This is a genomic window from Micromonospora sp. DT46 (assembly GCF_049841735.1).
Lineage (GTDB): Bacteria > Actinomycetota > Actinomycetes > Mycobacteriales > Micromonosporaceae > Micromonospora > Micromonospora reichwaldensis.
Genome location: NZ_JBNCKW010000005.1, coordinates 72099 through 93935, shown reverse-complemented (window position 1 = coordinate 93935; position 21837 = coordinate 72099). Strand labels below are relative to the sequence as shown.

Sequence of the window (21837 nt, the reverse complement as noted above, 5' to 3'; positions counted from 1 at the left end):
CTTCACAGCGCAGCGGACGGCGTGCCCGGGGCGCGCGAAGGGGCCGTGGCGGCATCGCCACGGCCCCTTCGCGCGGGCCGGTCAGTCCCGGGTGGTCACCTGCTCGCGTCCCGTCGGCGCGTCGTCGCCGTCCCCGGCGGGCTTGCGCGCGACCCGTCCCGGCCACCAGAAGCGGTCGCCGAGCGTGAACGCCAGCGCCGGCACCAGGACCGTCCGCACGAGCAGGGTGTCCAGCAGGACGCCGATGCAGACGATGATCCCGATCTGGGTCAGCAGGATCAGCGGCAGGACGCCGAGGACCGCGAAGACCGCGGCGAGCAGGACACCGGCGCTGGTGATGACGCCGCCGGTGACCCGCAGGGCCGAGAGCATCCCGGCGCGGGTGCCGCTGCGCCGGGCGTCCTCGCGGGCCCGGGTGACGAGGAAGATGTTGTAGTCCACGCCGAGCGCCACGAGGAACACGAAGGCCAGCAGCAGGACGCCGCTGTCGAGCGCCGGCATGTCGAGCACGTGGTCGAAGAGCAGCCACGACGCGCCGATGCTGGCGAAGAACGACGCGATCACGGTGAGCACCAGCAGCAGCGGGGCGACCAGGCCGCGCAGGAGCAGCACCAGCACCGCGCCGACGAGCAGCAGGATGATCGGCAGGATCAGCCGCAGGTCCTTGCCGTTGGCCTCGTTCTCGTCGTAGGTGGCCGCGACGTTGCCGCCGACCACCGCGCCGTCGAACGCGGGCGCGCCCTCGACCGGGGGCGGGGCGGAGCCGGGAACCGCCGCGACCGCGTCCCGCAGGGCCTCGACGGCCCGGCTCGCCGCCGCGGTGCCGGGCTCGGCCTCGAGCACGACGTCGACCTGGGCGACCTGGGCGCCGGCCTCACCGGGACGCGCGGAGGCGACGCCGGGGACCCCGGCGGCGGTGTCCGTGACGGCCCGCACCGCCGAAGGGGTGGTGAGCACGGCGACCGGCTGGGTCGTGCCGGCGGGGAAGGACCGCGCGAGGGTCTCCGCGCCGGCGACCGCCTCCGGCTTGACCCGGAACTGCTCGGTCTCCGACAGGCCGGTGCGGATGCCCAGCCCGCCGAGGGCGAGCCCGGCGAGCAGCAGCGTCGCGAGCAGCGCGACCGGCACGGGACGACGCTCGACGGCGGCGCCGAGCCGGCCCCACAGCCGGCCCTCGCGGATCTCCCCGCCGACCCGGGGCACGAACGGCCAGAACAGGCCGCGCCCGAAGATCACCAGGACCGCCGGGAGGACGAACAGCGCCGAGAGCATGGCGAGGACGACGCCCGTCGCGCAGGCCACGGCGAGGGCGCGGTTGAGCTCCTGCTCCGACAGCAGCAGGGTGAGCACGCCGAGGACGACGGTGGAGCCGCTGGCGAGGATGGGCTCGGCGACCCGCCGCTGCGCGGCGCGCATCGCCACGAAGCGGTCCTCCTCGCGGCGTAGCTCCTCGCGGTAGCGGGCGATGAGCAGCAGCGCGTAGTTGGTGGCGGCGCCGAAGACGAGGACGCTGGCGATGCCGGTGACGGCGCCGCCGGGCAGGTTGATGCCGACGGCCGGGACGACCGTGTCGAGGGCACGCAGCGTGAGCTGTTCCGTCGCCGCGACGACGACGAGCGGCACGATCCACAGGAACGGGCTGCGGTAGGTGATGAGCAGCAGCAGCGCCACGACGCCGGCGGTGACGGCCAGCAGCGTGGTGTCGGCGCCGGCGAAGACCTTCGTCAGGTCGGTGGCGAACGCGGGTCCGCCGGTGACCTCCACGGTCAACCCCGCCGGCGCGTCGTCCAGGGACGCGCGGAGTTGGTCGATCCGCTCCGCGACCGCCTCCTGCCCGCCGGCGGTGGACAGCGGCACGGCGACGAGCGCGACGGTGCCGTCGGGGGAGACCTGCGGCGGGCTGACGCGACCGCCGACGGCGAACTGGTTGAGGTCACCCGACTGGCCCGTCAGGGCCGCGCGGTCGGCCTCGGTGAGGGCGGCCCGGTCGGCGCGGCTGACCACGACGATCGCCGGCTGGACGTCGCGGGAGGGCAGTTGGTCCTGGAGGCGCTCCACCTGGGTCGACTGCCACTCCACCGACAGGCCGGTGGCGGAGACGGCCGCCGGGTTGTCGGGCTTGGGCAGCACGAAGACGGCCGCCCCGAACACGATCGCGGCGGCCACGGTGAGCCACGCGGCGAGCCGCCCGCGCGCCACGCGGGTGAACACTGACATTCGGATGCCCTCACGGTCTCTCGACGGATTTCCTTCGACGGTCAAGACCTCGCGAACGACGCAAAGGGTCGGGCGTCGAGTATCTTGATAAACGAGATTATCGACTGCTGAGTTATGCTGCAACCGGAACGGATGGGCGGGAGGCGGCGACCGACGTGGCAGGTCACGGCATGTACCGGCGGCGCGACTCGCGCCGCGAGCGACTGGTCGCCGAGATCTCGGCCGAACTACGGCGCTACTCGGTCGACGCGCAACACATCGGGCACGCCTTCGCCGGCCTGCACGGGCTCAACGCCACGGACCTCCAGGCGCTGATCGCGGTGATGGACGCCGAGCTGGTCGGCCGGCCGATCACCCCCGGCCGCCTGGGCGAGGCGCTCAACCTGTCGTCCGGCTCGGTCACCGCCCTGATCGACCGGCTGGAACGCGCCGGGCACATCCGCCGCGACCGCGACACCACCGACCGGCGCAAGGTCTTCCTGCACTACGCCGAGCGGGGCGCCGCGCTGGCCATGGAGTTCTTCCGGCCCCTGGGCCGGCGCACCGACGACGTGATGGCCGGCTTCAGCGACGACGAGCTGGACGTGGTGCACCGGTTCATGACCGCGATGACCGCCTCGATGGGGGAGCACCGGGACGCGGTGCGCGCCGCCCGCGACGAGCCGGCCCGGCGCGCGAACGGCTGACGTCGTGCTCGACCGGCTGGCAGCCCGCCTCGCCACCGCCGCGCTGCGGTTGCCGCCCGCGCGCACCCGTCGGGTCACCCTCACCCGGGGCATCGCGGTGCGGGTACGCGACGGCGTGCCGCTGCGCACCGACCACTACGCCCCGGCCCTGCCCGGCGCGCCGACCGTGCTGATCCGCACCCCGTACGGTCGGGGCGGACCCATGCGGCTGCTCGGCCGGCTCGCCGCCGAACGCGGCTTCCACGTGGTGATCCAGTCCTGCCGCGGCACGTTCGGCTCCGGCGGCACCTTCGCCCCGCTGGTGCACGAGCGCGAGGACGGCCTCGACACCCTCGACTGGCTGCGCCGCCAGCCCTGGTGGACCGGCGCGTTCGGCATGTTCGGCGCCAGCTACCAGGGCTTCGTGCAGTGGGCCCTGGCCGCTGACGCCGGGGAGGAGCTGCGCGCGATGGTCGCGGTGGTGACCGCCTCCGGCACCCGCGACTCGACGTACGCCGGGGAGTCCTTCGCCCTCGACACCGTGCTCACCTGGGCCGAGCTGCTCCAGGCGCAGACCGTGCCGTGGCTGGCCCGGCAGTGGGAACTCAAGCGGGGCCAGCCCCGGCTGGTCGCGGCGCTGGCCCACCTGCCGCTGGCCGAGGCGGACCGGGTGGCCACCGGCGTCACCGTGCCGTTCTTCCAGGAGTGGCTGCGCCACCACACCCCGGACGCCGGCTACTGGCGTACGCGCGTCTTCGGCGACCGGATCGCCGAGGTCCACGCGCCGGTGGCGATGGTGAGCGGCTGGCACGACATCTTCCTGCCGGCCCAGCTGCGCGACTTCGCGGCGCTGCGCGCGGCCGGCGCCCGGCCCCGGCTGACCGTCGGACCGTGGACCCACGGCAGCCCCGGGCTCTTCCTCGCCGCGCTGCGCGACGGGCTGGACCACCTCGACGCCCACCTCGCCGGGCGGCCGACCGGCGCCGGCGCGGCGGCCCCCGTGCGGGTGCACGTCGGCGGTGCCGGTGGCGGCTGGCGGGACCTGCCCGACTGGCCGCCGCCGGCGGTGCCGACCCCGTGGCACCTGCACCCGGATGGCGGGCTGAGCACGGCCGCGCCGGTCCCGTCGGCGCCGGACGGCTTCCACTACGACCCGGCCGACGCGACGCCCTCGCTCGGCGGGCCGCTGCTGGTCGCCCAGCGGGCCGGGCCGGTGGACAACCGCCCGGTCGAGGCCCGGCCCGACGTGCTCACCTTCACCAGCGCCCCGCTCGACGCGCCCGTCGAGGTGATCGGTCCGGTACGCGCCGAGATCCACCTGCGCAGCGAGCTGTCCCACCTGGACGTCTTCGTGCGGTTGTGCGACGTGGACCGGCGCGGCCGGTCCTGGAACGTCTGCGACGGCCTGGTCCGGGTCGCGCCCGGTCGGTTCCCCGCCGACGGGGCCGGCGTGGTGCGGGTGCCGGTGGAGCTCTGGCCCACGGCGCACCGGTTCGCGCCGGGACACCGGCTGCGGGTGCAGGTCTCCGGCGGCGCCCATCCCCGCTACGCGCGCAACCCCGGCACCGGCGAGCCCCTCGGCACGGCAGTCACCCTGCGTGCCGGATGGCGGGAGATCCTGCATGATCCACAGTGTCCGTCCGCTGTGGTCCTACCGATCATGCCGTCGAGGTCGCAGGTTTCCGCCGGCGGAAAGAACCTGCCCTGAGCTGGGCATTCGTCAATCGACAGGGCTATGGTTGGGCCACTGCCCGACGCCGTGCACCAGCCGGTCGGGCCCGCGCGTGAGGCTTCCGCGCCGCCTACGCGGTGTCACTGTCGTGCCCGACCCCGAACCCGTCCCCGAGGGGGAACCCATGACGCGGGCACCGCAAAACCTGTTGGCCGTCCGCCGCCTGCTGCTCGACCACCTCAACGTCGACCCCGACACCGTCCGCGAACAGGACCTCGAACCCGCCGAGGTCGGCATCGTCGGCGACCCCGCCCACCGGGGCGGCTACCACTGCGGCTCCGACCGGGTGGTGCCCAGGGACTACTCCGTCGTCGAATCGCCCCGGGACTCCTCCGGCCTGACCCTCGACGCGGCGGCGCTCGACGTCGGTCTCTTCCGGGTCGTCGTCGCAGGACGGGCGCACGACCTCCGCAGCTTCTCCACCTGGTGCGTCGCGCAGTGCACCGCGGGCACCCCGGACAGCCGGGACCTCCGCGAGATCATCTACTCCCCGGACGGCAAGGTCGTCCGGCGGTGGGACCGCCTGCGCAAGCGGACGAGCGGGGACAGCTCCCACCTGTGGCACACCCACTTCAGCTTCTTCCGCGACTCGATCAAGGCGAACCGGGACCAGACCCCGCTGTTCCGCCGCTACCTGACGACCATCGGATTGATCGCACCGCCAGCAGAGGAGTCCGACATGGAACAGACCGACAAGCTCGTCTACAACACGGGGTCGCCCACCCGTACGGTCGGCCAGGTCCTCGCCGACCTGGAGAACCTGCGCAACTGGCTGATCTCGCCCGTCGGGACGCCGGGTCTGCTGACGCCGCCGCTGGCGGAGTCGCCGTTGATGCTCCTGCTCGCGATGGCGCAGGCGTACCCGGCCCTGGTCGCCCAGGTCAAGGCTCTGTCCGAGAGCGACTTCAGCGACGAGCAGGCGATCATCGCCGGTGTGCTCGCCGGCCTCTCGCCGGAGCAGATCGCGGAGGCAATCCCGCCCACCATCGCCCAGCAGGTCACCGACGAACTGGCCCGCCGCCTGGCGGCCTGACCACGCCGCGTCCGGCGGGCGCGTTCAGGCCCGGCGGGCCGACGGACGCGCGACGCCGGGGCGACCGGGCGTGACGAGGGAATCGGCAACGGCAGTTGCGCAATAGGTGTTGCGCAACTGTCGTTGCCGATGTCAGGCTGGCGGCATGACGAACCCCGACGTACGCCACGTGACCGACTCGCGGGTGCTCGCCGCGCTGTCCCATCCGCTGCGCCGCCGGCTGATGGACGTGCTCAAGGTGCACGGCCCGTCCACCGTCGGCCTGCTCGCCGAGCGGACCGCGCAGGCGCCGGCGAACGTCAGCCACCACCTCAAGGTGCTGGCCGGCGCCGAACTGGTCGAGGAGGCGCCCGAGCTGGCCCGCGACCGGCGCGAACGCTGGTGGCGCCTGGTCACCCGGGGTGTCCGCTGGTCCCAGTCGGACTTCGACGACCCCGCCGCCCGGGCCGTCGCCGACGCCGCCACCTCGCTCAACCTGGACCGGCACGTCGCCCTCGCCCGCGCCTGGCACGCCACCGACGAGGACAGCCGGGCCGCCTGGTCGCAGGGACCGTTCTCCACGGACCGCTGGCTGCACCTGACCGATGCCGAACTCGCCCAGCTGGCCGGCGAGCTGAACGAGGTGCTCGCCCGGTGGGGCGACCGGGACGTGCCCGACGACGGGCGGAAACGCGAGCCGGTCTTCCTGTTCGCCTACGGGATCCCGGCCACGCCGTGACGCCGCCCGCCGGCACCACCCCGCCGACCCGTACCGCCGCCGCCCCGCCGGCAGACGCGCCCCGCCCGGGCGCCGACCCCGCGACCGGGCCGGCGGTACGGCCCGCCGGTCGGCCGGCGGCAGCGGCGGCGCCCCGGGGAGGGCTGCTGCGGCACCGGGACTTCCGGCTGCTCTGGGCCGCGCAGACGGCCAGCGCCGTCGGCAGCAACGTCACCGCCGTGGCGCTGCCCCTGGTCGCGGTGACCGTACTCGACGCCAGCACCTTCGGCGTCGCGGTGCTCACCGCCGCCGCCTGGCTGCCGTGGCTGCTCGTCGGCCTGCCGGCCGGGGCCTGGGTGGACCGGTTGCCGCGCCGGCCGGTGATGATCGTCTGCGACCTGGTCTCCGCACTGCTGTTCCTCAGCGTCCCCGCCGCCGCCGTGCTCGGCGTGCTGACCGTGACGCAGTTGCTGGTGGTGGCGCTGGGCGCCGGCCTGGCCCGGGTCTTCTTCGAGACAGCCGACCAGGTCTACCTGCCCGTGCTGCTGCGCCCCGAGCAGGTGCCGGAGGGCAACGCCAAGCTCCAGGCCACCCAGACCGCGAGCTACGTGCTCGGCCCCGGTCTCGCCGGCGTGGTCGCACAGGTCGCCGGCGCCGTCACCGCGCTGCTGCTCGACGCGCTGAGCTTCCTGTTCTCCGCTGCCTGCCTGCTGCGCATCCGCACCGTCGAGCGGCGTCCCGAGCGCGTCGGGCCCGCGCGGTCGCTGCGGCGGGAGATCGGCGAGGGGATCCGGTTCGTCGCCCGGGACCCGTACCTGCGGGTGCTCACCGCCTTCGGGGCCGCCAGCAACGTCGGCCTGGTCGGCTACCAGGCGGTCCTGGTGGTCTTCCTGGTCCGGGAGGCGCGACTCGCGCCGGCCCCGGTGGGCGCGCTGGTCGCGGCGATGAGTCTCGGCGGCATCGTCGGCGCGCTGTCGGCCACCCTGCTCGGCCGTCGGCTCGGCACCGCCCGGGCCATGCTCCTGGCGGCGGTGTTCACCGGGCCGCCGGCGTTGCTGATCCCGCTCGCCGGACCCGGCGGCCGACTCGCCCTGCCGGCGATCGGCGGGATGCTGGTCAGCCTCGGGGTGGCGGTGGGCAACGTGCTCAAGGGCAGCTTCCGCCAGACCTACACGCCACACCAACTGCTGGGCCGCGTCACGGTGAGCATGCAGATGCTCAACTACGGCATGATCCCGCTGGCCGCCGTGCTGGCCGGTACGATCGGCGCGGCCTACGGGGCCGGCACCGCGATCGCGGTGATGACGGTCTGGCTCGCACTCACGCCGGCGATCCTGCTGATCGGGCCGCTACGGCGGCGACGGGACCTGCCCGTCGCGCCGAAGCGGCCCTGAATACGCGCTGCGGCGGCGGCCGTCAGTCGGCCGCCGCCACCGGCACGGGATCTACAGCGGACGGACGTTGTCCGCCTGCGGACCCTTCTGACCCTGGGTCACCTCGAACTCGACCTTCTGGCCCTCGTTCAGCTCCCGGTAACCGCTCGACGCGATGGCCGAGTAGTGGACGAACACGTCCGGCCCTCCGCCATCCTGCTCGATGAAGCCGAAGCCCTTTTCCGAGTTGAACCACTTAACCGTGCCGGTTGCCATGCATCTCTCCCTGTTCCAAAGCGGGTGAACCTCGGTCGTCGACCGATGATCGCCCGGTGCCACCCCGAGAGTAACCGGCCGAACCCCGATTCGCTGGCCGAACTCTCGGCGCGGCGACGCGAAAGCCGGGCGGAGCGAGGTCGGCTGGGGCATGCTTGCCCCGATGAAGGGTGCCACAGCCGACGCGCTGACCGAGATCGAGCGGGAGATCGACGCTCCCGGGGGCGGGCTGGACCGGCTCCGGCTGGTGCGGATCCCGTTCGTCCCCGAGGTCCGGCTGCACCTGGCCGAGGACGCCATCGTCTGGTGGGCCCGGATGGAGGCGCAGGCCGGGCACGCCCTGCCCGCGCCGTACTGGGCCTCGGTCTGGGCCGGTGGCCAGGCCCTCGCGCGCCACCTGCTCGACCACCCCGACCTCGCGGCCGGCCGCCGGGTGCTCGACCTCGCCGCCGGGTCCGGCCTGGTGGCGATCGCGGCCGCGCTGGCCGGCGCCGAGCGGGTGGTCGCCAACGACATCGACCCGTACGCGGTCGCGGCGGTCACCGTCAACGCCCGGGCCAACGACGTGACGGTCGCGACCACCGGCGGCGACCTGCTCGACAGCGATCTCGACGGGGTGGACCTGCTGCTGGCCGGGGACGTGCTCTACGACGCGACGATGGCGGCGCGGGTGCTGCCCTTCCTGCGACGGGCGGCCGCGGGCGGCGCCGAGGTGCTGGTGGGCGATCCCGGGCGGGGCCACCTGCCGCCGGGCGTGCTGGCTACGGTGGCGAGCTACCCCGTGCCGACCACCGAGCCCTCCGTGGACTCGACCGTGCGCCGGGTGCAGGTGCTGCGCCCCCGGTGACCCCGGGCTCTCAGGGTCGACCCCGAGCCCGATACCAGGGGGCGGTGGGGGACCGGACCCGATGCCCCGGGTGGCCGGGCGGCCATAGCGTACGGGCATGGCGGATTGGCTGACCCAGATCGGAGAGCTCCCCACCACCCTGCTCATGGGGGTGCTCGGGGTGGTGATGCTCTTCGACGCCGTACCGCTGCTCGGGGTGCTGGTCCCCGGCGACGTGGCGATCCTGGCCGCGATGGGCGTCGGCGGCCCGACCACCGGGGCCGCCACCTTCGCCGTGGTGGTGGCCGGCTGCCTCGCCGGCTGGTCGCTGAGCTTCCTCGCCGGCCGCCGGTACGGCGATCGCCTGCGGCACAGCCGCCTCGGCGACTGGATCGGCGAGGCACGCTGGGCGGCGGCGGAGGGGATGCTCCAGCGCGGGGGCGGCCGGATGGTGCTGGTCGCGCCCTTCCTGCCGGTGTTCAACGCGCTGCTGCCGCTGGCGGCGGGCGGGCTGCGGATGTCGTACCCGCGCTTTCTCGGCTGCGCGACGCTCGGCGCGGCGGCCTGGGCCGGGCTCTACCTGGTGCTGGGCACCGCCTCGCGGTCGCTCGCCGGGCTGCTGCCGGGCGAGTCCAGCCCGATGCTGGTCACCATGGCGGTCGGCCTGCTGCTGGCGGGCGTGGTGCTGATGGGCACGCGGCGTCGAGTGCGCGCGGTCACCGGGGCCTGACCGGCGCCCGACGGGGCTGCGGAAAGCCGAGGAACCCGACGGGGGGAGCGGGGGGACCGACGGGGGGAGCGGGGGGACCGACGGGGGGAGCGGGGCCGGGCGCGGATCGCGCCCGGCCCCGCTGAGGTTCACCAGCCCCGGGCGCGCCACTGGGGCAGCGCGGGGCGTTCCGCGCCGAGCGTGCTGTCCTTGCCGTGGCCCGGGTAGAACCAGGTCTCGTCGGGCAGCCGGTCGAAGAGCTTGTGCTCGACGTCGTCGATGAGCGCGGAGAACCGCTCCGGATCCTTGTCGGTGTTGCCGACCCCGCCCGGGAAGAGGCTGTCGCCGGTGAACAGGTGCGGCGACCCCGCCGGGTCGCGGTAGAGCAGCGCGATCGAGCCGGGGGTGTGCCCCTTGACGTGGATGACCTCCAGCGCACACTCGCCCACGGGCACGCTGTCGCCGTCGGCGAGCGTCCCGGCCTCGATCGGCAGCCCGGCGGCGTCGTCGGCGTGCACCAGGGGGCGGGCGCCGGTCTTGGCGACCACCTCCTCCAGCGCCACCCAGTGGTCCATGTGCTGGTGGGTGGTGACCACCGTGGCCAGCCCCGCGTCGCCGACCAGTTCGAGCAGCCGGGGCGCCTCGTTGGCGGCGTCGATCAGCACCTGCTCGCCGGTGGCCCGGCAGCGCAGCAGGTAGGCGTTGTTGTCCATCGGGCCCACCGACACCTTCGTGATGGTGAGCCGGTCGAGCTCGCGTACGGCCGGCGCGCCGCCGGGCGTGACGTCTCCGCTGTAGGTCATGAGGTCGTCTATATCCATTCCGGTGGTTGCGGCAGGGGGCCGTCGGGGGTGACGGTCAGCACGGTGCCCGGGCTGCGGCCGATCAGCCAGGCGGCGAGTTCGGGGGCGGCACCGGTGACCGTGGGCGCGGCGGCCCGGTCGCCGACGACCAGTTCGTGCCGGCTGCCGTCGAAGCGCAGCACCATCGGCGGCACGTCGGCGCGGCCGGCGAGGTCGGCGACCACCTCGTGCAGCAGCCGGTGGCCGAACGCCTCGGGCCAGTCGGCCGGCCGGTAGCCGGTGTCGAGGTCCACGTGGTGCACCTCGATCTCGCGCAGCCGGCCCCAGACCAGCATGGCCGCCGGCCAGGGGCCGCGCCGCGTCTGGACGGTGGCCGCCCACGCCTCGACCGGCATCGCGGCGACCGCCTCGGCGAACCGGACGGCCGATCGGCGCAGGTCGTCCAGGTGGGCGGCGGGCGGGCGGGCCGCCCCGGCCTCGATGTCGGCGTCCCGGGCCGCCGCGGAGGCGTACATCGGGATCGGCTCGCCGGTGCGGGCCGCGACGAGCAGGTTGACGAAGCCGTCGGCGTTGCGGGCCAGGTGGGCCAGGACGTGCCCCCGGCTCCACGCCGGCAGCAGCGAGGCGGCGGCGAGGCCGGTGTCGTCGAGGGCGGCCGCGGTCCGCAGCAGACGGTCCGTGGCCGCGTCCACCTCGCCCGTCAGCAGAAGCGGATCCGTGGTCACCCACCGACCCTATCCGCCGGGGGACTTCGCGTCGCCGGGGAAATCGCTTTCGGCGCGTCGCGGCGCGTCCTACCGTCGGCGTGGAACGCGGCACCGGACGGCGGGGAGGTGATGACCATGCCGGCAGCAGCACGCGTGCGTCAACCGCTCCGACACCGATGAGGATGCCATGACCATCGACCTGACCGCCCTCGGCTGGGATGCCGAGCGGGCGGCACACGTACCGCGACGCGGCGGGCACCGACCGGGCCGGGTGGCCCGGGTGGACCGCGGCGTCTGCACCGTGCTCTGCGCGGACGGCCCGGTCCGCGCCACCCTGGGCGGGGCGGTCCTGGCCGCCGCCGCCCGCGACCTGACCCGCCTGCCCTGCGCGGGGGACTGGGTGCTGCTGGGCACCTGGCCCGACCGCAACGTCACCGTGGAGGCGGTGCTGCCGAGGCGCACCGCCCTCGTCCGACGGACCGCCGGCAAGGACGCCAGCGGCCAGGTGCTGGCCGCCAACCTCGACGCCGCCGCCGTGGTGGAGCCCGTGCACCCCGAGCCGGACGTCGGCCGGATCGAACGGCTGCTCTCCCTGGCGCACGAGTCCGGCGCCCGGCCGCTGGTCGTGCTCACCAAGGCCGACCTGGCGGCCGACCCGGAGGCCGTCGCGCGCCAGCTCACCGGGATCGCCCCCGGGGTGCCGGTGCTGGCCGTCAGCGCCGAGCACGGCACCGGGCTCGACCCGCTGCGCGCCGAGGTGGCGCCCGGCCGCACGCTCGGCCTGCTCGGCCCGTCCGGCGCGGGCAAGTCGAGCCTGGTCAACGCGCTGGCCGGGGCGGCGCTGATGCCGACGCAGGCGATCCGGCGCGTCGACGGCAAGGGCCGGCACACCACCACCTGGCGGGCGCTGCTCCCGGTGCCCGGCGGTGGCGCCGTGCTGGACACCCCGGGGGTACGGGCGGTCGGCCTGCTCGACGGCTCGGCGGGGCTGGACCGGGCGTTCGCGGACATCGCAGAGCTGGCCACCGGCTGCCGGTACGCCGACTGCGGGCACGACGGGGAGCCCGCCTGCGCGGTGCGCGAGGCGCTGGAGACCGGCGAGCTGCCGGCGCGGCGCTGGGAGAGCTGGCGCAAGCTCCAGCGGGAGCTGGCCTTCGAGAGCCGGCGGCGGGAGGTCCGGCTGGCCGCGCAGCGGCGCGGCGGCTGGCGCGCGGGCCGGCGGCGGGCGGCCCGCCCCTGACGCAGGTACGCACGGGCGGGACCGGTCGACGACCGGTCCCGCCCGTTTCTTCAGGGCCGGCTTCTCCGCCCGCTGCGGATCGGCTTCTCGGGCGCGGCGACCCGCTTCCTCGGGCGCGGCGGACCGGCTTCATCGGGCGCGGCGGACCGGCTTCCTCGGGCGCGGCGGACCGGGCTGAGCTGGGGGAATGTGCCGACGAGGGAAGTTGTCGTACCTCGGGGCTAGAGTTGCCGAGGCGCCTTTCTGCGCGCCCACAACCACTCAGACAACCGCTCAGACCAGCCTTGGAGCGGACAATTTCTCCTCATCTTCTTCACCCGGGAGTACACGGACAGTGGCCGACCGACTGATCATCCGTGGCGCGCGCGAGCACAACCTGCGTGACGTCAGTCTCGACCTGCCCCGGGACGCCCTGATCGTGTTCACGGGGCTCTCCGGGTCGGGCAAGTCGAGCCTGGCCTTCGACACGATCTTCGCCGAGGGGCAGCGCCGCTACGTCGAGTCGCTGTCGTCGTACGCGCGGCAGTTCCTCGGCCAGATGGACAAGCCGGACGTCGACTTCATCGAGGGCCTGAGCCCGGCGGTCTCCATCGACCAGAAGTCCACCTCGCGCAACCCGCGCTCGACGGTGGGCACCATCACCGAGGTCTACGACTACCTCCGGCTGCTGTTCGCCCGCATCGGCGAGCCGCACTGCCCGGTCTGCGGCGAGCGGATCTCCCGGCAGACGCCGCAGCAGATCGTCGACCGGGTCCTCGCGATGACCGAGGGCACCAAGTTCATGGTGCTCTCGCCCGTGGTGCGCGGCCGCAAGGGCGAGTACGTCGACCTCTTCGCCGAGCTCCAGGCCAAGGGCTACGCGCGGGCCCGCGTCGACGGCGTGGTGCACCCGCTGACCGAGCCGCCGAAGCTGAAGAAGCAGGAGAAGCACACCATCGAGGTGGTGATCGACCGCCTCACCGTCAAGCCGAGCGCCAAGCAGCGGCTGACCGACTCGGTCGAGGCCGCCCTGGGCCTGTCCAACGGCCTCGTCCTGCTCGACTTCGTCGACCTGCCCGAGGACGATCCGGACCGCGAGCGGCGCTACTCCGAGCACCTGGCCTGCCCCAACGACCACCCGCTCGCGATCGAGGACCTGGAGCCCCGGGTCTTCTCCTTCAACGCGCCCTACGGCGCGTGCCCCGAGTGCACCGGCCTCGGCACCAAGAAGGAGGTCGACCCCGAGCTGCTCGTCCCCGACCCGGAGCGCACCCTGCGCGAGGGCGCGATCCAGCCCTGGTCGACCGGGCACAACCTGGAATACTTCCTGCGCCTGCTGGAGGCCCTCGGCGCGGCCGAGCACTTCGACGTCGACACGCCCTGGCGGGCCCTGCCGTCGCGGGCGCAGAAGACGATCCTGCACGGCTCCGACGACCAGGTGCACGTGCGCTACCGCAACAAGTTCGGCCGCGAGCGCTCCTACTACACCGGCTTCGAGGGCGTGGTGCAGTGGATCGAGCGCCGGCACACCGACACCGAGTCGGAGTGGTCGCGGGAGAAGTACGAGGGCTACATGCGCGACGTGCCCTGCGCGGCCTGCGGGGGCGCCCGGCTCAAGCCCGAGGTGCTCGCGGTCACCCTGGCCGGCAGGAGCATCGCCGAGGTCTGCAACCTCTCCGTCGGCGAGGCCGCCGACCTGCTCGCCGGCATCGAGCTGACCGACCGGCAGAAGATGATCGCCGAGCGGGTGCTCAAGGAGATCAACGCCCGGCTGAAGTTCCTGCTCGACGTCGGCCTCGACTACCTCTCCCTGGACCGCCCGGCCGGCACCCTCTCCGGCGGCGAGGCGCAGCGCATCCGGCTGGCCACCCAGATCGGCTCCGGCCTGGTCGGGGTGCTCTACGTCCTCGACGAGCCGTCGATCGGGCTGCACCAGCGCGACAACCACCGGCTGATCGAGACCCTGGTCCGGCTGCGCGGTCTGGGCAACACGCTGATCGTCGTCGAGCACGACGAGGACACGATCCGCACCGCCGACTGGATCGTCGACATCGGCCCGGGCGCGGGCGAGCACGGCGGCAAGATCGTGCACAGCGGCTCCGTGCCGGCGCTGCTGGAGAACCCGGAGTCGGTGACCGGGGCCTACCTGTCGGGCCGCCGCTCGATCCCGACGCCGCAGGGGCGCCGCGCGCAGACCCCGGACCGGGAGCTGGTGGTGCACGGCGCGCGCGAGCACAACCTGCGCAACCTGACCGTGTCGTTCCCGCTGGGCCAGCTCATCGCCGTCACCGGGGTCAGCGGCTCCGGCAAGTCGACGCTGGTCAACGACATCCTCTACGCGGTGCTGGCCAACCAGATCAACGGGGCCCGACTGGTGCCCGGCCGGCACACCCGGGTCTCGGGGCTGGAGCACGTCGACAAGGTGGTCGGCGTCGACCAGTCGCCGATCGGCCGCACCCCGCGCTCCAACCCGGCCACCTACACCGGGGTCTGGGACCACGTCCGCAAGCTCTTCGCCGAGACCACCGAGGCCAAGGTCCGGGGCTACGGCCCCGGCCGGTTCTCGTTCAACGTCAAGGGCGGCCGCTGCGAGGCGTGCTCCGGCGACGGCACGATCAAGATCGAGATGAACTTCCTGCCCGACGTGTACGTCCCGTGCGAGGTCTGCAAGGGCGCCCGCTACAACCGGGAGACCCTGGAGGTGCACTACAAGGGCAAGACCGTCTCCGACGTGCTGGAGATGCCGATCGAGGAGGCGGCCGATTTCTTCTCCGCCATCCCGGCCATCCACCGGCACCTCAAGACGCTTGTCGACGTCGGCCTCGGCTACGTCCGGCTCGGCCAGCCCGCGCCCACGCTCTCCGGCGGCGAGGCGCAGCGGGTCAAGCTCGCCTCCGAGTTGCAGAAGCGCTCGACCGGGCGGACGGTCTACGTCCTCGACGAGCCGACCACCGGCCTGCACTTCGAGGACATCCGCAAGCTGCTGATGGTGCTCGAAGGGCTGGTCGACAAGGGCAACACGGTGATCACCATCGAGCACAACCTCGACGTGATCAAGACGGCCGACTGGCTGATCGACATGGGCCCCGAGGGCGGTCACCGGGGCGGCACGGTGCTCGCCACCGGCACCCCCGAGGAGGTCGCCGAGGTGCCGGGCAGCCACACCGGCCACTTCCTGCGCCAGGTGCTCAAGCTCGACGGCGACGCGAAGGGCGCGGCGGCGGCCACCTCCCGGGCGGCCAAGGCCAACGGCACCAAGGCCACCCGCCCCCGCAAGGCGCGGGCCGAGGCGCGCTGACGGCACGCTCCCCGGGTCGTGTGGGTGCGGGTCGACCAGGGCGACGACCAGGGACGGCGCGATCGACACCAGCCGGGCAGTCGCCCGGTCACGCCGTCCGGCCGCCGGCAGGGGGCGGATCGCCGACGGGGCCATCCGGGGCGGGCCCACGGCCCACCCCGGGTGGCCCCTCGGTCGCCGATCAGGTGAACCGTCGGGCAGAGTGATCCGTGTACCCGAGTGTGGCCGCGGATCATGACCAGGCGGCGGCAGCCGAGAGAAGGGCGAGGCATGAGTGACGATCAGGGGCTGACCGGGCCGGCGACGCGGACGCGACGCGCCCTCCTCACGGGCGCCGGCGCGGTCGGCGCGGCGGTGGTCCTGGCCGCCTGCGGCAGCGACGACTCCGGCGACGGGGCGGCCCCGACCAGCGGCGGCCCGCCGGTGCCCAGCACCGGTGACGCCGGCGGCGGCGACCGCCAGGGCGCGCAGTCGCTGGCCCGTACGGCCGACATCCCGGTCGGCGGCGGCACGGTCTATCCCGCCCAGGGCGTGGTGATCACCCAGCCGCGCGAGGGCGAGTTCAAGGGGTTCGACTCGATCTGCACCCACCAGGGCTGCCCGGTGACGAACGTCGACGGCGGCACCATCAACTGCACCTGCCACTTCAGCAAGTTCTCGATCGAGGACGGCTCGGTGAAGGGCGGCCCGGCCACCAAGCCGCTGCCGCCGAAGAACGTCAAGGTCACCGGCGACCAGATCTCGCTGGCCTGAGCCGTCGGGTGCGGCCGGCGACCCGAACCGGGCCGCCGGCCCCGCTCAGTCCGCGGCGGCGCTCGCGTCGACCACCGACGGCCGCTCGCCCGCTGCCGGCCGCTCGCCCGCTGCCGGCCGCTCGCCCGCTGTCGGCCGCTCGCCCGCTGCCGGCCGCTCGCCCGTCGGCGGCGGCTCGCGCAGGGCGGCCGGCGGCAGGCTCCGCTCCAGCAGCAGGATGCCGGCGACGCCGACGGCGTTGAGCAGCGCCAGCACCAGCCAGGGCGCGGCGGTGTCGACCTCGTACAGGGTGCCGAAGAGGGCCGGCGCGACCATCGAGGCGAGGGCGAAGGAATACTGGAAGGCCGCCAGGTAGCGGCCCCGGGCGGCGATCGGGGCGGCGGCCGCGGCCAGCGCGGCGGACGCCGGCGCGTGCACCAGTTCCGCGACGGTGAACAGCAGCGTCGCCGCGACCAGCAGCGCGGCCACCACGCCGAGGCGCCCCGGGCCGAGGGTCGCCATGGCGAGGCCCCAGAGCGTCCAGAGGGCGGCGGCCAGCGCGACCGCACGGGTGCGGCGGTGCTGCGGCAGGCGGGCGCCGACGGGCGCCGACAGCACGGCGACGAGGAACGCGTTGCCGGCCAGGACGGCGGAGGTCAGCCACGCGGGGCCCCGCAGGTCCGTGAGCATCATCGTGGGCAGGGCCAGGCCGAGCATCATGGTGCTCAGCGCGAAGACGGTGTTCAGGCCGATGAGGGCGAGGAACGGGCGGTCCCGCAGCAGCGTGGCGTACCCGCCCCGCCCGGATCCCGCCGGGCGGTCGGTGGCCGGCGGGATCCGCACCCGGGCGGCGATGAGCACCGCGGCGAGGGCGAAGCAGGCCGCCGCCGCGTAGGCCACCGCGCGGTAGGTGCCGGCCCGCCCGTCGGCCACCACCACGCCCGTGGTCAGGCCCCCCACCGCCAGGCCGGCGGTACGGGCGCCGTTGCTGATCGCGTACCAGGTGTCGCGGGCCCAGCCGCCCGGGCTGCCGTCGGCGTAGTCGGCGACCGCCGTGAAGACGGCGGACCAGAAGAACCGCACACCGACGGCGACCAGCGCCGCCGCCACGAAGACGCCGACCGGCCCCCGCACCCAGGCGTACGCCAGGTAGCCGGCGGCCTGGAGCAGTTGGGAGGCGACGACCACCGGCAGCGCCCCGATCCGGTCCGCCAGCGATCCCGCCCACAGCGGCACCGGCAGGGTGAGCACGGTCGCCGCGCTGAGCAGCACCCCGAGCAGCGCCAGGGGCACGTCGGTGAGCCGCAGGAAGTACACCAGCGACAGGGGCAGGAAGAGCCCGTTGCCGACCGAGTCGACGGTGAGCGCCGCCACGAGGACGGCACCCCCTCGGCTGCGTCCCGCGGGGTTCGCGCCCATGTCCCCGTGCTCCCCTCGCGTCGCCTCCGCCAGGGGCGGATGTTAGCGGGGAGCGTTTCCGGCGGCACCGCAGTTTCACCACCGTCGGGGGCTCGCCCCCGGCCTGGGACGGCCGGCACGACCGGGGCGTGGCACGGCCGGCGGGCGGGGCGGGGCGGGGACGCGGCGTCCGGGGAGCTGTCGGGGGCGCGGACTAGGCTTGCTGCCGTGGCTGACCCCTCGACCTACCGTCCCGCGCCCGGCACCATCCCGGAGTCACCGGGGGTCTACCGGTTCCGCGACGGCACCGGCCGGGTGATCTACGTCGGCAAGGCGAAGAACCTGCGCAGCCGGCTCAACTCCTACTTCGCCGACCTGTGGGGCCTGCACCAGCGCACCCAGCAGATGGTCACCACCGCGGAGTCGGTGGACTGGGTCACCGTCGGCACCGAGGTCGAGGCGCTCCAGCTCGAATACACCTGGATCAAGCAGTACGACCCGCGTTTCAACGTCCGCTACCGCGACGACAAGTCCTACCCCTACCTCGCGGTCACCCTCGACGAGGAGTTCCCCCGGTTGCAGGTGATGCGGGGCGCCAAGCGCAAGGGGGTGCGCTACTTCGGGCCCTACTCGCACGCCTGGGCGATCCGCGAGACGCTCGACCTGCTGCTGCGGGTCTTCCCGGCGCGCACCTGCTCGGCGGGGGTGTTCAAGCGCGCCAGCCAGGTGGGCCGCCCCTGCCTGCTGGGTTACATCGGCAAGTGCTCGGCCCCCTGCGTCGGCAGCGTCACCCCCGAGCGGCACCGGGAGATCGTCGACGGTTTCTGCGACTTCATGGGCGGCCGCACCGACACGATGGTGCGCCGGCTCGAACGGGAGATGACCGAGGCCAGCGAGCAGTTGGAGTTCGAGCGGGCGGCCCGGTTGCGCGACGACGTGGCCGCGCTGCGCCGGGCGATGGAGAAGCAGACCGTCGTGCTCGGCGACGGCACCGACGCCGACGTGGTCGCGTTCGCCGACGACCCCCTCGAAGCGGCCGTCCAGGTCTTCCACGTGCGCGACGGCCGGGTCCGTGGCCAGCGCGGCTGGGTGGTGGAGAAGACCGAGGAGCTCAGCACGGGCGACCTGGTGCACCACTTCTGCACCCAGGTCTACGGCGGAGAGCAGGGCGAGGCCGACGTGCCGCGCGAGCTGCTCGTGCCGGCGCTGCCCGCCGACGCCGACGCGCTGGCCGACTGGCTCTCCGGTCACCGGGGCAGCCGGGTGAGCCTGCGGGTGCCGCAGCGCGGCGACAAGCGGTCGCTGCTGGAGACGGTCGAGCGCAACGCCAAGGACGCCCTGGCCCGGCACAAGCTGCGTCGGGCCGGCGACCTGACCACCCGCAGCAAGGCGCTCGACGAGATCACCGAGGCGCTCGACATGCGCACCTCGCCGTTGCGCATCGAGTGTTTCGACATCTCCCAGATGCAGGGCACCGACGTGGTGGCGAGCATGGTCGTCTTCGAGGACGGGCTGCCCCGCAAGAGCGAATACCGGCGCTTTATCATCCGGGGCGCCACCGACGACCTCTCCGCCATGTCCGAGGTGCTGCGCCGTCGCTTCGCGCGCTACCTCGACGCCCGCGCCGAGACCGGCGAGGCGGGCGTCGAGCCGGCCGACGACCCCGTCGCCCCGGCCGGGCAGCCCGCGCCCGGCGATCCCCACGAACCCGGCGGGTCCGGCGGGTCCGACGAGTCCGGCGGGTCCGACGAGCGCGCCGTCGGCGTCCTGATCGACCCGACCACCGGACGCCCCCGCCGGTTCGCGTACCCGCCGCAGCTGGTGGTGGTCGACGGCGGCGCGCCGCAGGTCGCGGCGGCGGCCCAGGCGCTCGCGGAGCTGGGCGTCGACGACGTGGCGCTGTGCGGCCTGGCCAAGCGGCTGGAGGAGGTCTGGCTGCCCGACGACGAGTTCCCGGTGATCCTGCCGCGCACCTCCGAGGGGCTCTACCTGCTGCAACGGGTGCGCGACGAGGCGCACCGCTTCGCCATCACCTTCCACCGCCAGCGGCGCTCCAAGCGGATGACCGAGTCGGCGCTCGACAGGGTGCCCGGCCTGGGGGAGGTGCGGCGCAAGGCGCTGCTGCGGCACTTCGGCTCGCTCAAGCGGCTCTCCGCCGCCACCGTGGAGGAGATCACCGAGGTGCCCGGCGTGGGCCGGCGCACCGCCGAGGCGATCCTCGCCGCGCTGGGCGGCGAGGCGAAGGCCCCGGCGGCGGACTGACCGCGTCGGCCGGGCGGTGCGCGTCCGGCAGGCCGACGGCTACTCGGCCAGGACGGCCAGGATCTGCTCGCCGTACTTCGCGAGCTTGTTCTCGCCGACGCCGCTGACCGCGGACAGCTCGGCCAGCGACGTGGGCGCGTCGGTGGCGATCTGCCGCAGCGTGGCGTCGTGGAAGATCACGTACGCCGGGACGCCCTGCTCCTTGGCGGTGGCCCCCCGCCAGGCGCGCAGCCGCTCGAAGACCCCGGCGGCGGTCGGGGACAACTCGGCGACGACGGTGGCCGCCCCACGTGGCTTCGCCGACCGGGACGAGGTGACCTTCTCCGGCTCGCGGCGCATCATCACCGTGCGGCGGCGGCCCAGCACCTCCGCGCTGGCCTCCGTGAGGGCCAGCGTGCCGTAGTCACCCTCGACGGCCAGCAGCCCCTCGGCCAGCAGCTGCCGCACCACGCCGCGCCACTCGGCCTCGCGCAGCTCGCCGCCGATGCCGAAGACGGTCAGGGAGTCGTGGCCGTACTGGGTGACCTTGTCGGTCGTGCGGCCGAGCAGGATGTCGACGCAGTGCCCCGCACCGAAGCGCTGGTTGCGTTCCCGGTCGAGCCGGAAGATGGTGGAGAGCAGCTTCTGGGCCGCGACGGTGCCGTCCCAGGACTCCGGCGGGCTGAGGCAGGTGTCGCAGTTGCCGCAGGCGGCGGTCGCCTTCTCGCCGAAGTAGTCGAGCAGTTGGCCGCGCCGGCAGCGGACCGTCTCGCAGAGGGCGAGCATCGCGTCGAGGTGGGCGGCGAGGTTGCGCCGGTGGGCGAGGTCGCCGTCGGAGGTCTCGATCATCTTGCGCTGCTGCACCACGTCCTGGAGCCCGTACGCCAGCCAGGCGGTCGACGGCAGCCCGTCGCGCCCGGCGCGACCGGTCTCCTGGTAGTAGCCCTCGACCGACTTGGGCAGGTCCAGGTGGGCGACGAACCGGACGTCGGGCTTGTCGATGCCCATGCCGAACGCGATGGTCGCCACCATCACCAGGCCGTCCTCGCGCAGGAAGCGCTGCTGGTTGCGCGCGCGGGTCGCCGCGTCCAGGCCGGCGTGGTAGGGCAGCGCGGCGACGCCGTTGGCGGTGAGGAACTCCGCCGTCTTGTCCACGGAGGCGCGCGACAGGCAGTAGACGATGCCCGCTTCGCCGGGGTGCTCGTCGCGCAGCAGGCTCAGCAACTGCTTGCGCGGCTCGCGCTTGGGCACGATCCGGTACTGGATGTTGGGCCGGTCGAAGCTCGCCACGAAGTGCCGGGCGTCGGTGAGCTTGAGCCGGGTCGCGATCTCGTCGCGGGTCGCGCTGGTGGCGGTGGCGGTGAGCGCGATGCGGGGCACGTCGGGCCAGCGCTCGTGCAGCATCGACAGGGCGAGGTAGTCGGGGCGGAAGTCGTGCCCCCACTGCGACACGCAGTGCGCCTCGTCGATGGCGAACAGGGCGATCCTGCCCCGGTCGAGCAGCTGCTGCACCCCGCGGGTGCCCAACGCCTCCGGGGCGAGGTAGAGCAGGTCCAGCTCGCCGCCGACGAACGCCCGCTCCACCACGCGGCGGGCGTCGAGATCCTGGGTCGAGTTGAGGAAGCCGGCCCGCACACCGACCGCCGTCAGCGCGTCGACCTGGTCCTGCATGAGCGCGATCAGCGGGGAGACCACCACCGCCACGCCGTCGCGGACCAGCGCGGGGATCTGGTAGCACAGCGACTTGCCGCCGCCGGTGGGCATCAGCACCAGCGCGTCGCCGCCGGCCACCACGTGGTCGATCACCTCCTGCTGGAAGCCGCGGAAGGCGTCGTAGCCGAAGACCCGGCGCAACACCTCCAGGGCGTCGGCGGAGCGCAGGTCGGTGGGGGAAGCCATCCGGGGATTCTA

Annotated in this window: 17 protein-coding genes; 11 read left to right on the top strand and 6 right to left on the bottom strand. The window is 74.2% G+C overall.

Annotated elements, in window-relative coordinates:
* Positions 1-81 precede the first annotated feature (81 nt).
* Entirely contained in the window at positions 82-2217 is a 2136-nt protein-coding gene (locus ACLQ20_RS14710) for an MMPL family transporter (protein WP_151455654.1), read from the bottom strand.
* Between the two features lie 170 nt (positions 2218-2387).
* On the opposite strand from ACLQ20_RS14710, the gene ACLQ20_RS14705 reads away from it, so the two are divergent.
* The 5 genes from ACLQ20_RS14705 (at position 2388) to ACLQ20_RS14685 (ending at position 7738) form a co-directional block, all read left to right on the top strand.
* Entirely contained in the window at positions 2388-2903 is a 516-nt protein-coding gene (locus tag ACLQ20_RS14705; protein WP_151455655.1) for a MarR family winged helix-turn-helix transcriptional regulator, read from the top strand.
* A 4-nt stretch (positions 2904-2907) separates the two neighbouring features.
* Positions 2908-4590: a CocE/NonD family hydrolase gene (locus ACLQ20_RS14700; protein WP_425856001.1), complete on the top strand. Its 1683-nt coding sequence runs from the start codon at positions 2908-2910 to the stop codon at positions 4588-4590.
* 148 nt (positions 4591-4738) lie between these two features.
* Positions 4739-5647, top strand: coding sequence for a hypothetical protein (locus ACLQ20_RS14695; RefSeq protein WP_358122409.1), 909 nt, complete (start codon positions 4739-4741; stop codon positions 5645-5647).
* A 145-nt stretch (positions 5648-5792) separates the two neighbouring features.
* Complete coding sequence (locus ACLQ20_RS14690; RefSeq protein WP_151455658.1) at positions 5793-6365, top strand: ArsR/SmtB family transcription factor; 573 nt, start codon at positions 5793-5795, stop codon at positions 6363-6365.
* Entirely contained in the window at positions 6362-7738 is a 1377-nt protein-coding gene (locus tag ACLQ20_RS14685; protein WP_425855998.1) for an MFS transporter, read from the top strand. Before ACLQ20_RS14690 ends, ACLQ20_RS14685 begins: the two co-directional genes overlap by 4 nt.
* Positions 7739-7789: 51 nt before the next feature.
* Here the strand turns inward: ACLQ20_RS14685 and ACLQ20_RS14680 are convergent, their stop codons facing one another.
* Positions 7790-7993: a cold-shock protein gene (locus ACLQ20_RS14680; RefSeq protein WP_088961229.1), complete on the bottom strand. Its 204-nt coding sequence runs from the start codon at positions 7991-7993 to the stop codon at positions 7790-7792.
* A gap of 163 nt (positions 7994-8156) precedes the next feature.
* On the opposite strand from ACLQ20_RS14680, the gene ACLQ20_RS14675 reads away from it, so the two are divergent.
* The gene (locus ACLQ20_RS14675; RefSeq protein WP_370519022.1) at positions 8157-8840 is read left to right on the top strand and encodes a class I SAM-dependent methyltransferase; all 684 of its coding nucleotides are present in this window, start codon (positions 8157-8159) and stop codon (positions 8838-8840) included.
* A gap of 97 nt (positions 8841-8937) precedes the next feature.
* Positions 8938-9549, top strand: coding sequence for a DedA family protein (locus tag ACLQ20_RS14670; protein ID WP_151457700.1), 612 nt, complete (start codon positions 8938-8940; stop codon positions 9547-9549).
* Positions 9550-9677: 128 nt separating this feature from the next.
* Here the strand turns inward: ACLQ20_RS14670 and ACLQ20_RS14665 are convergent, their stop codons facing one another.
* Complete coding sequence (locus tag ACLQ20_RS14665) at positions 9678-10331, bottom strand: MBL fold metallo-hydrolase (RefSeq protein ID WP_327029063.1); 654 nt, start codon at positions 10329-10331, stop codon at positions 9678-9680.
* An 8-nt stretch (positions 10332-10339) separates the two neighbouring features.
* Complete coding sequence (locus ACLQ20_RS14660) at positions 10340-11056, bottom strand: maleylpyruvate isomerase family mycothiol-dependent enzyme (RefSeq protein ID WP_151456974.1); 717 nt, start codon at positions 11054-11056, stop codon at positions 10340-10342.
* Between the two features lie 169 nt (positions 11057-11225).
* On the opposite strand from ACLQ20_RS14660, the gene rsgA reads away from it, so the two are divergent.
* The 3 genes from rsgA to ACLQ20_RS14645 all read left to right on the top strand — a co-directional run bounded on the left by rsgA (position 11226) and on the right by ACLQ20_RS14645 (position 16308).
* The gene (gene rsgA, locus ACLQ20_RS14655; protein ID WP_151456975.1) at positions 11226-12278 is read left to right on the top strand and encodes a ribosome small subunit-dependent GTPase A; all 1053 of its coding nucleotides are present in this window, start codon (positions 11226-11228) and stop codon (positions 12276-12278) included.
* Between the two features lie 334 nt (positions 12279-12612).
* Complete coding sequence (uvrA, locus tag ACLQ20_RS14650; RefSeq protein ID WP_425855995.1) at positions 12613-15555, top strand: excinuclease ABC subunit UvrA; 2943 nt, start codon at positions 12613-12615, stop codon at positions 15553-15555.
* A 270-nt stretch (positions 15556-15825) separates the two neighbouring features.
* The gene (locus tag ACLQ20_RS14645) at positions 15826-16308 is read left to right on the top strand and encodes a Rieske (2Fe-2S) protein (protein ID WP_327029059.1); all 483 of its coding nucleotides are present in this window, start codon (positions 15826-15828) and stop codon (positions 16306-16308) included.
* Between the two features lie 45 nt (positions 16309-16353).
* Here ACLQ20_RS14645 and ACLQ20_RS14640 read toward each other — a convergent pair whose 3' ends face one another.
* On the bottom strand, positions 16354-17706 hold the full coding sequence (locus tag ACLQ20_RS14640) for an MFS transporter (RefSeq protein WP_425855993.1): 1353 nt from the start codon (positions 17704-17706) through the stop codon (positions 16354-16356).
* 207 nt (positions 17707-17913) lie between these two features.
* On the opposite strand from ACLQ20_RS14640, the gene uvrC reads away from it, so the two are divergent.
* Positions 17914-19947 (top strand): excinuclease ABC subunit UvrC, encoded by a 2034-nt coding sequence (gene uvrC, locus ACLQ20_RS14635; protein ID WP_425855991.1) that lies wholly within the window; start codon positions 17914-17916, stop codon positions 19945-19947.
* Between the two features lie 39 nt (positions 19948-19986).
* Here uvrC and recQ read toward each other — a convergent pair whose 3' ends face one another.
* Positions 19987-21825: a DNA helicase RecQ gene (recQ, locus tag ACLQ20_RS14630; protein WP_425855989.1), complete on the bottom strand. Its 1839-nt coding sequence runs from the start codon at positions 21823-21825 to the stop codon at positions 19987-19989.
* Between the last annotated feature and the right edge of the window lie 12 nt (positions 21826-21837).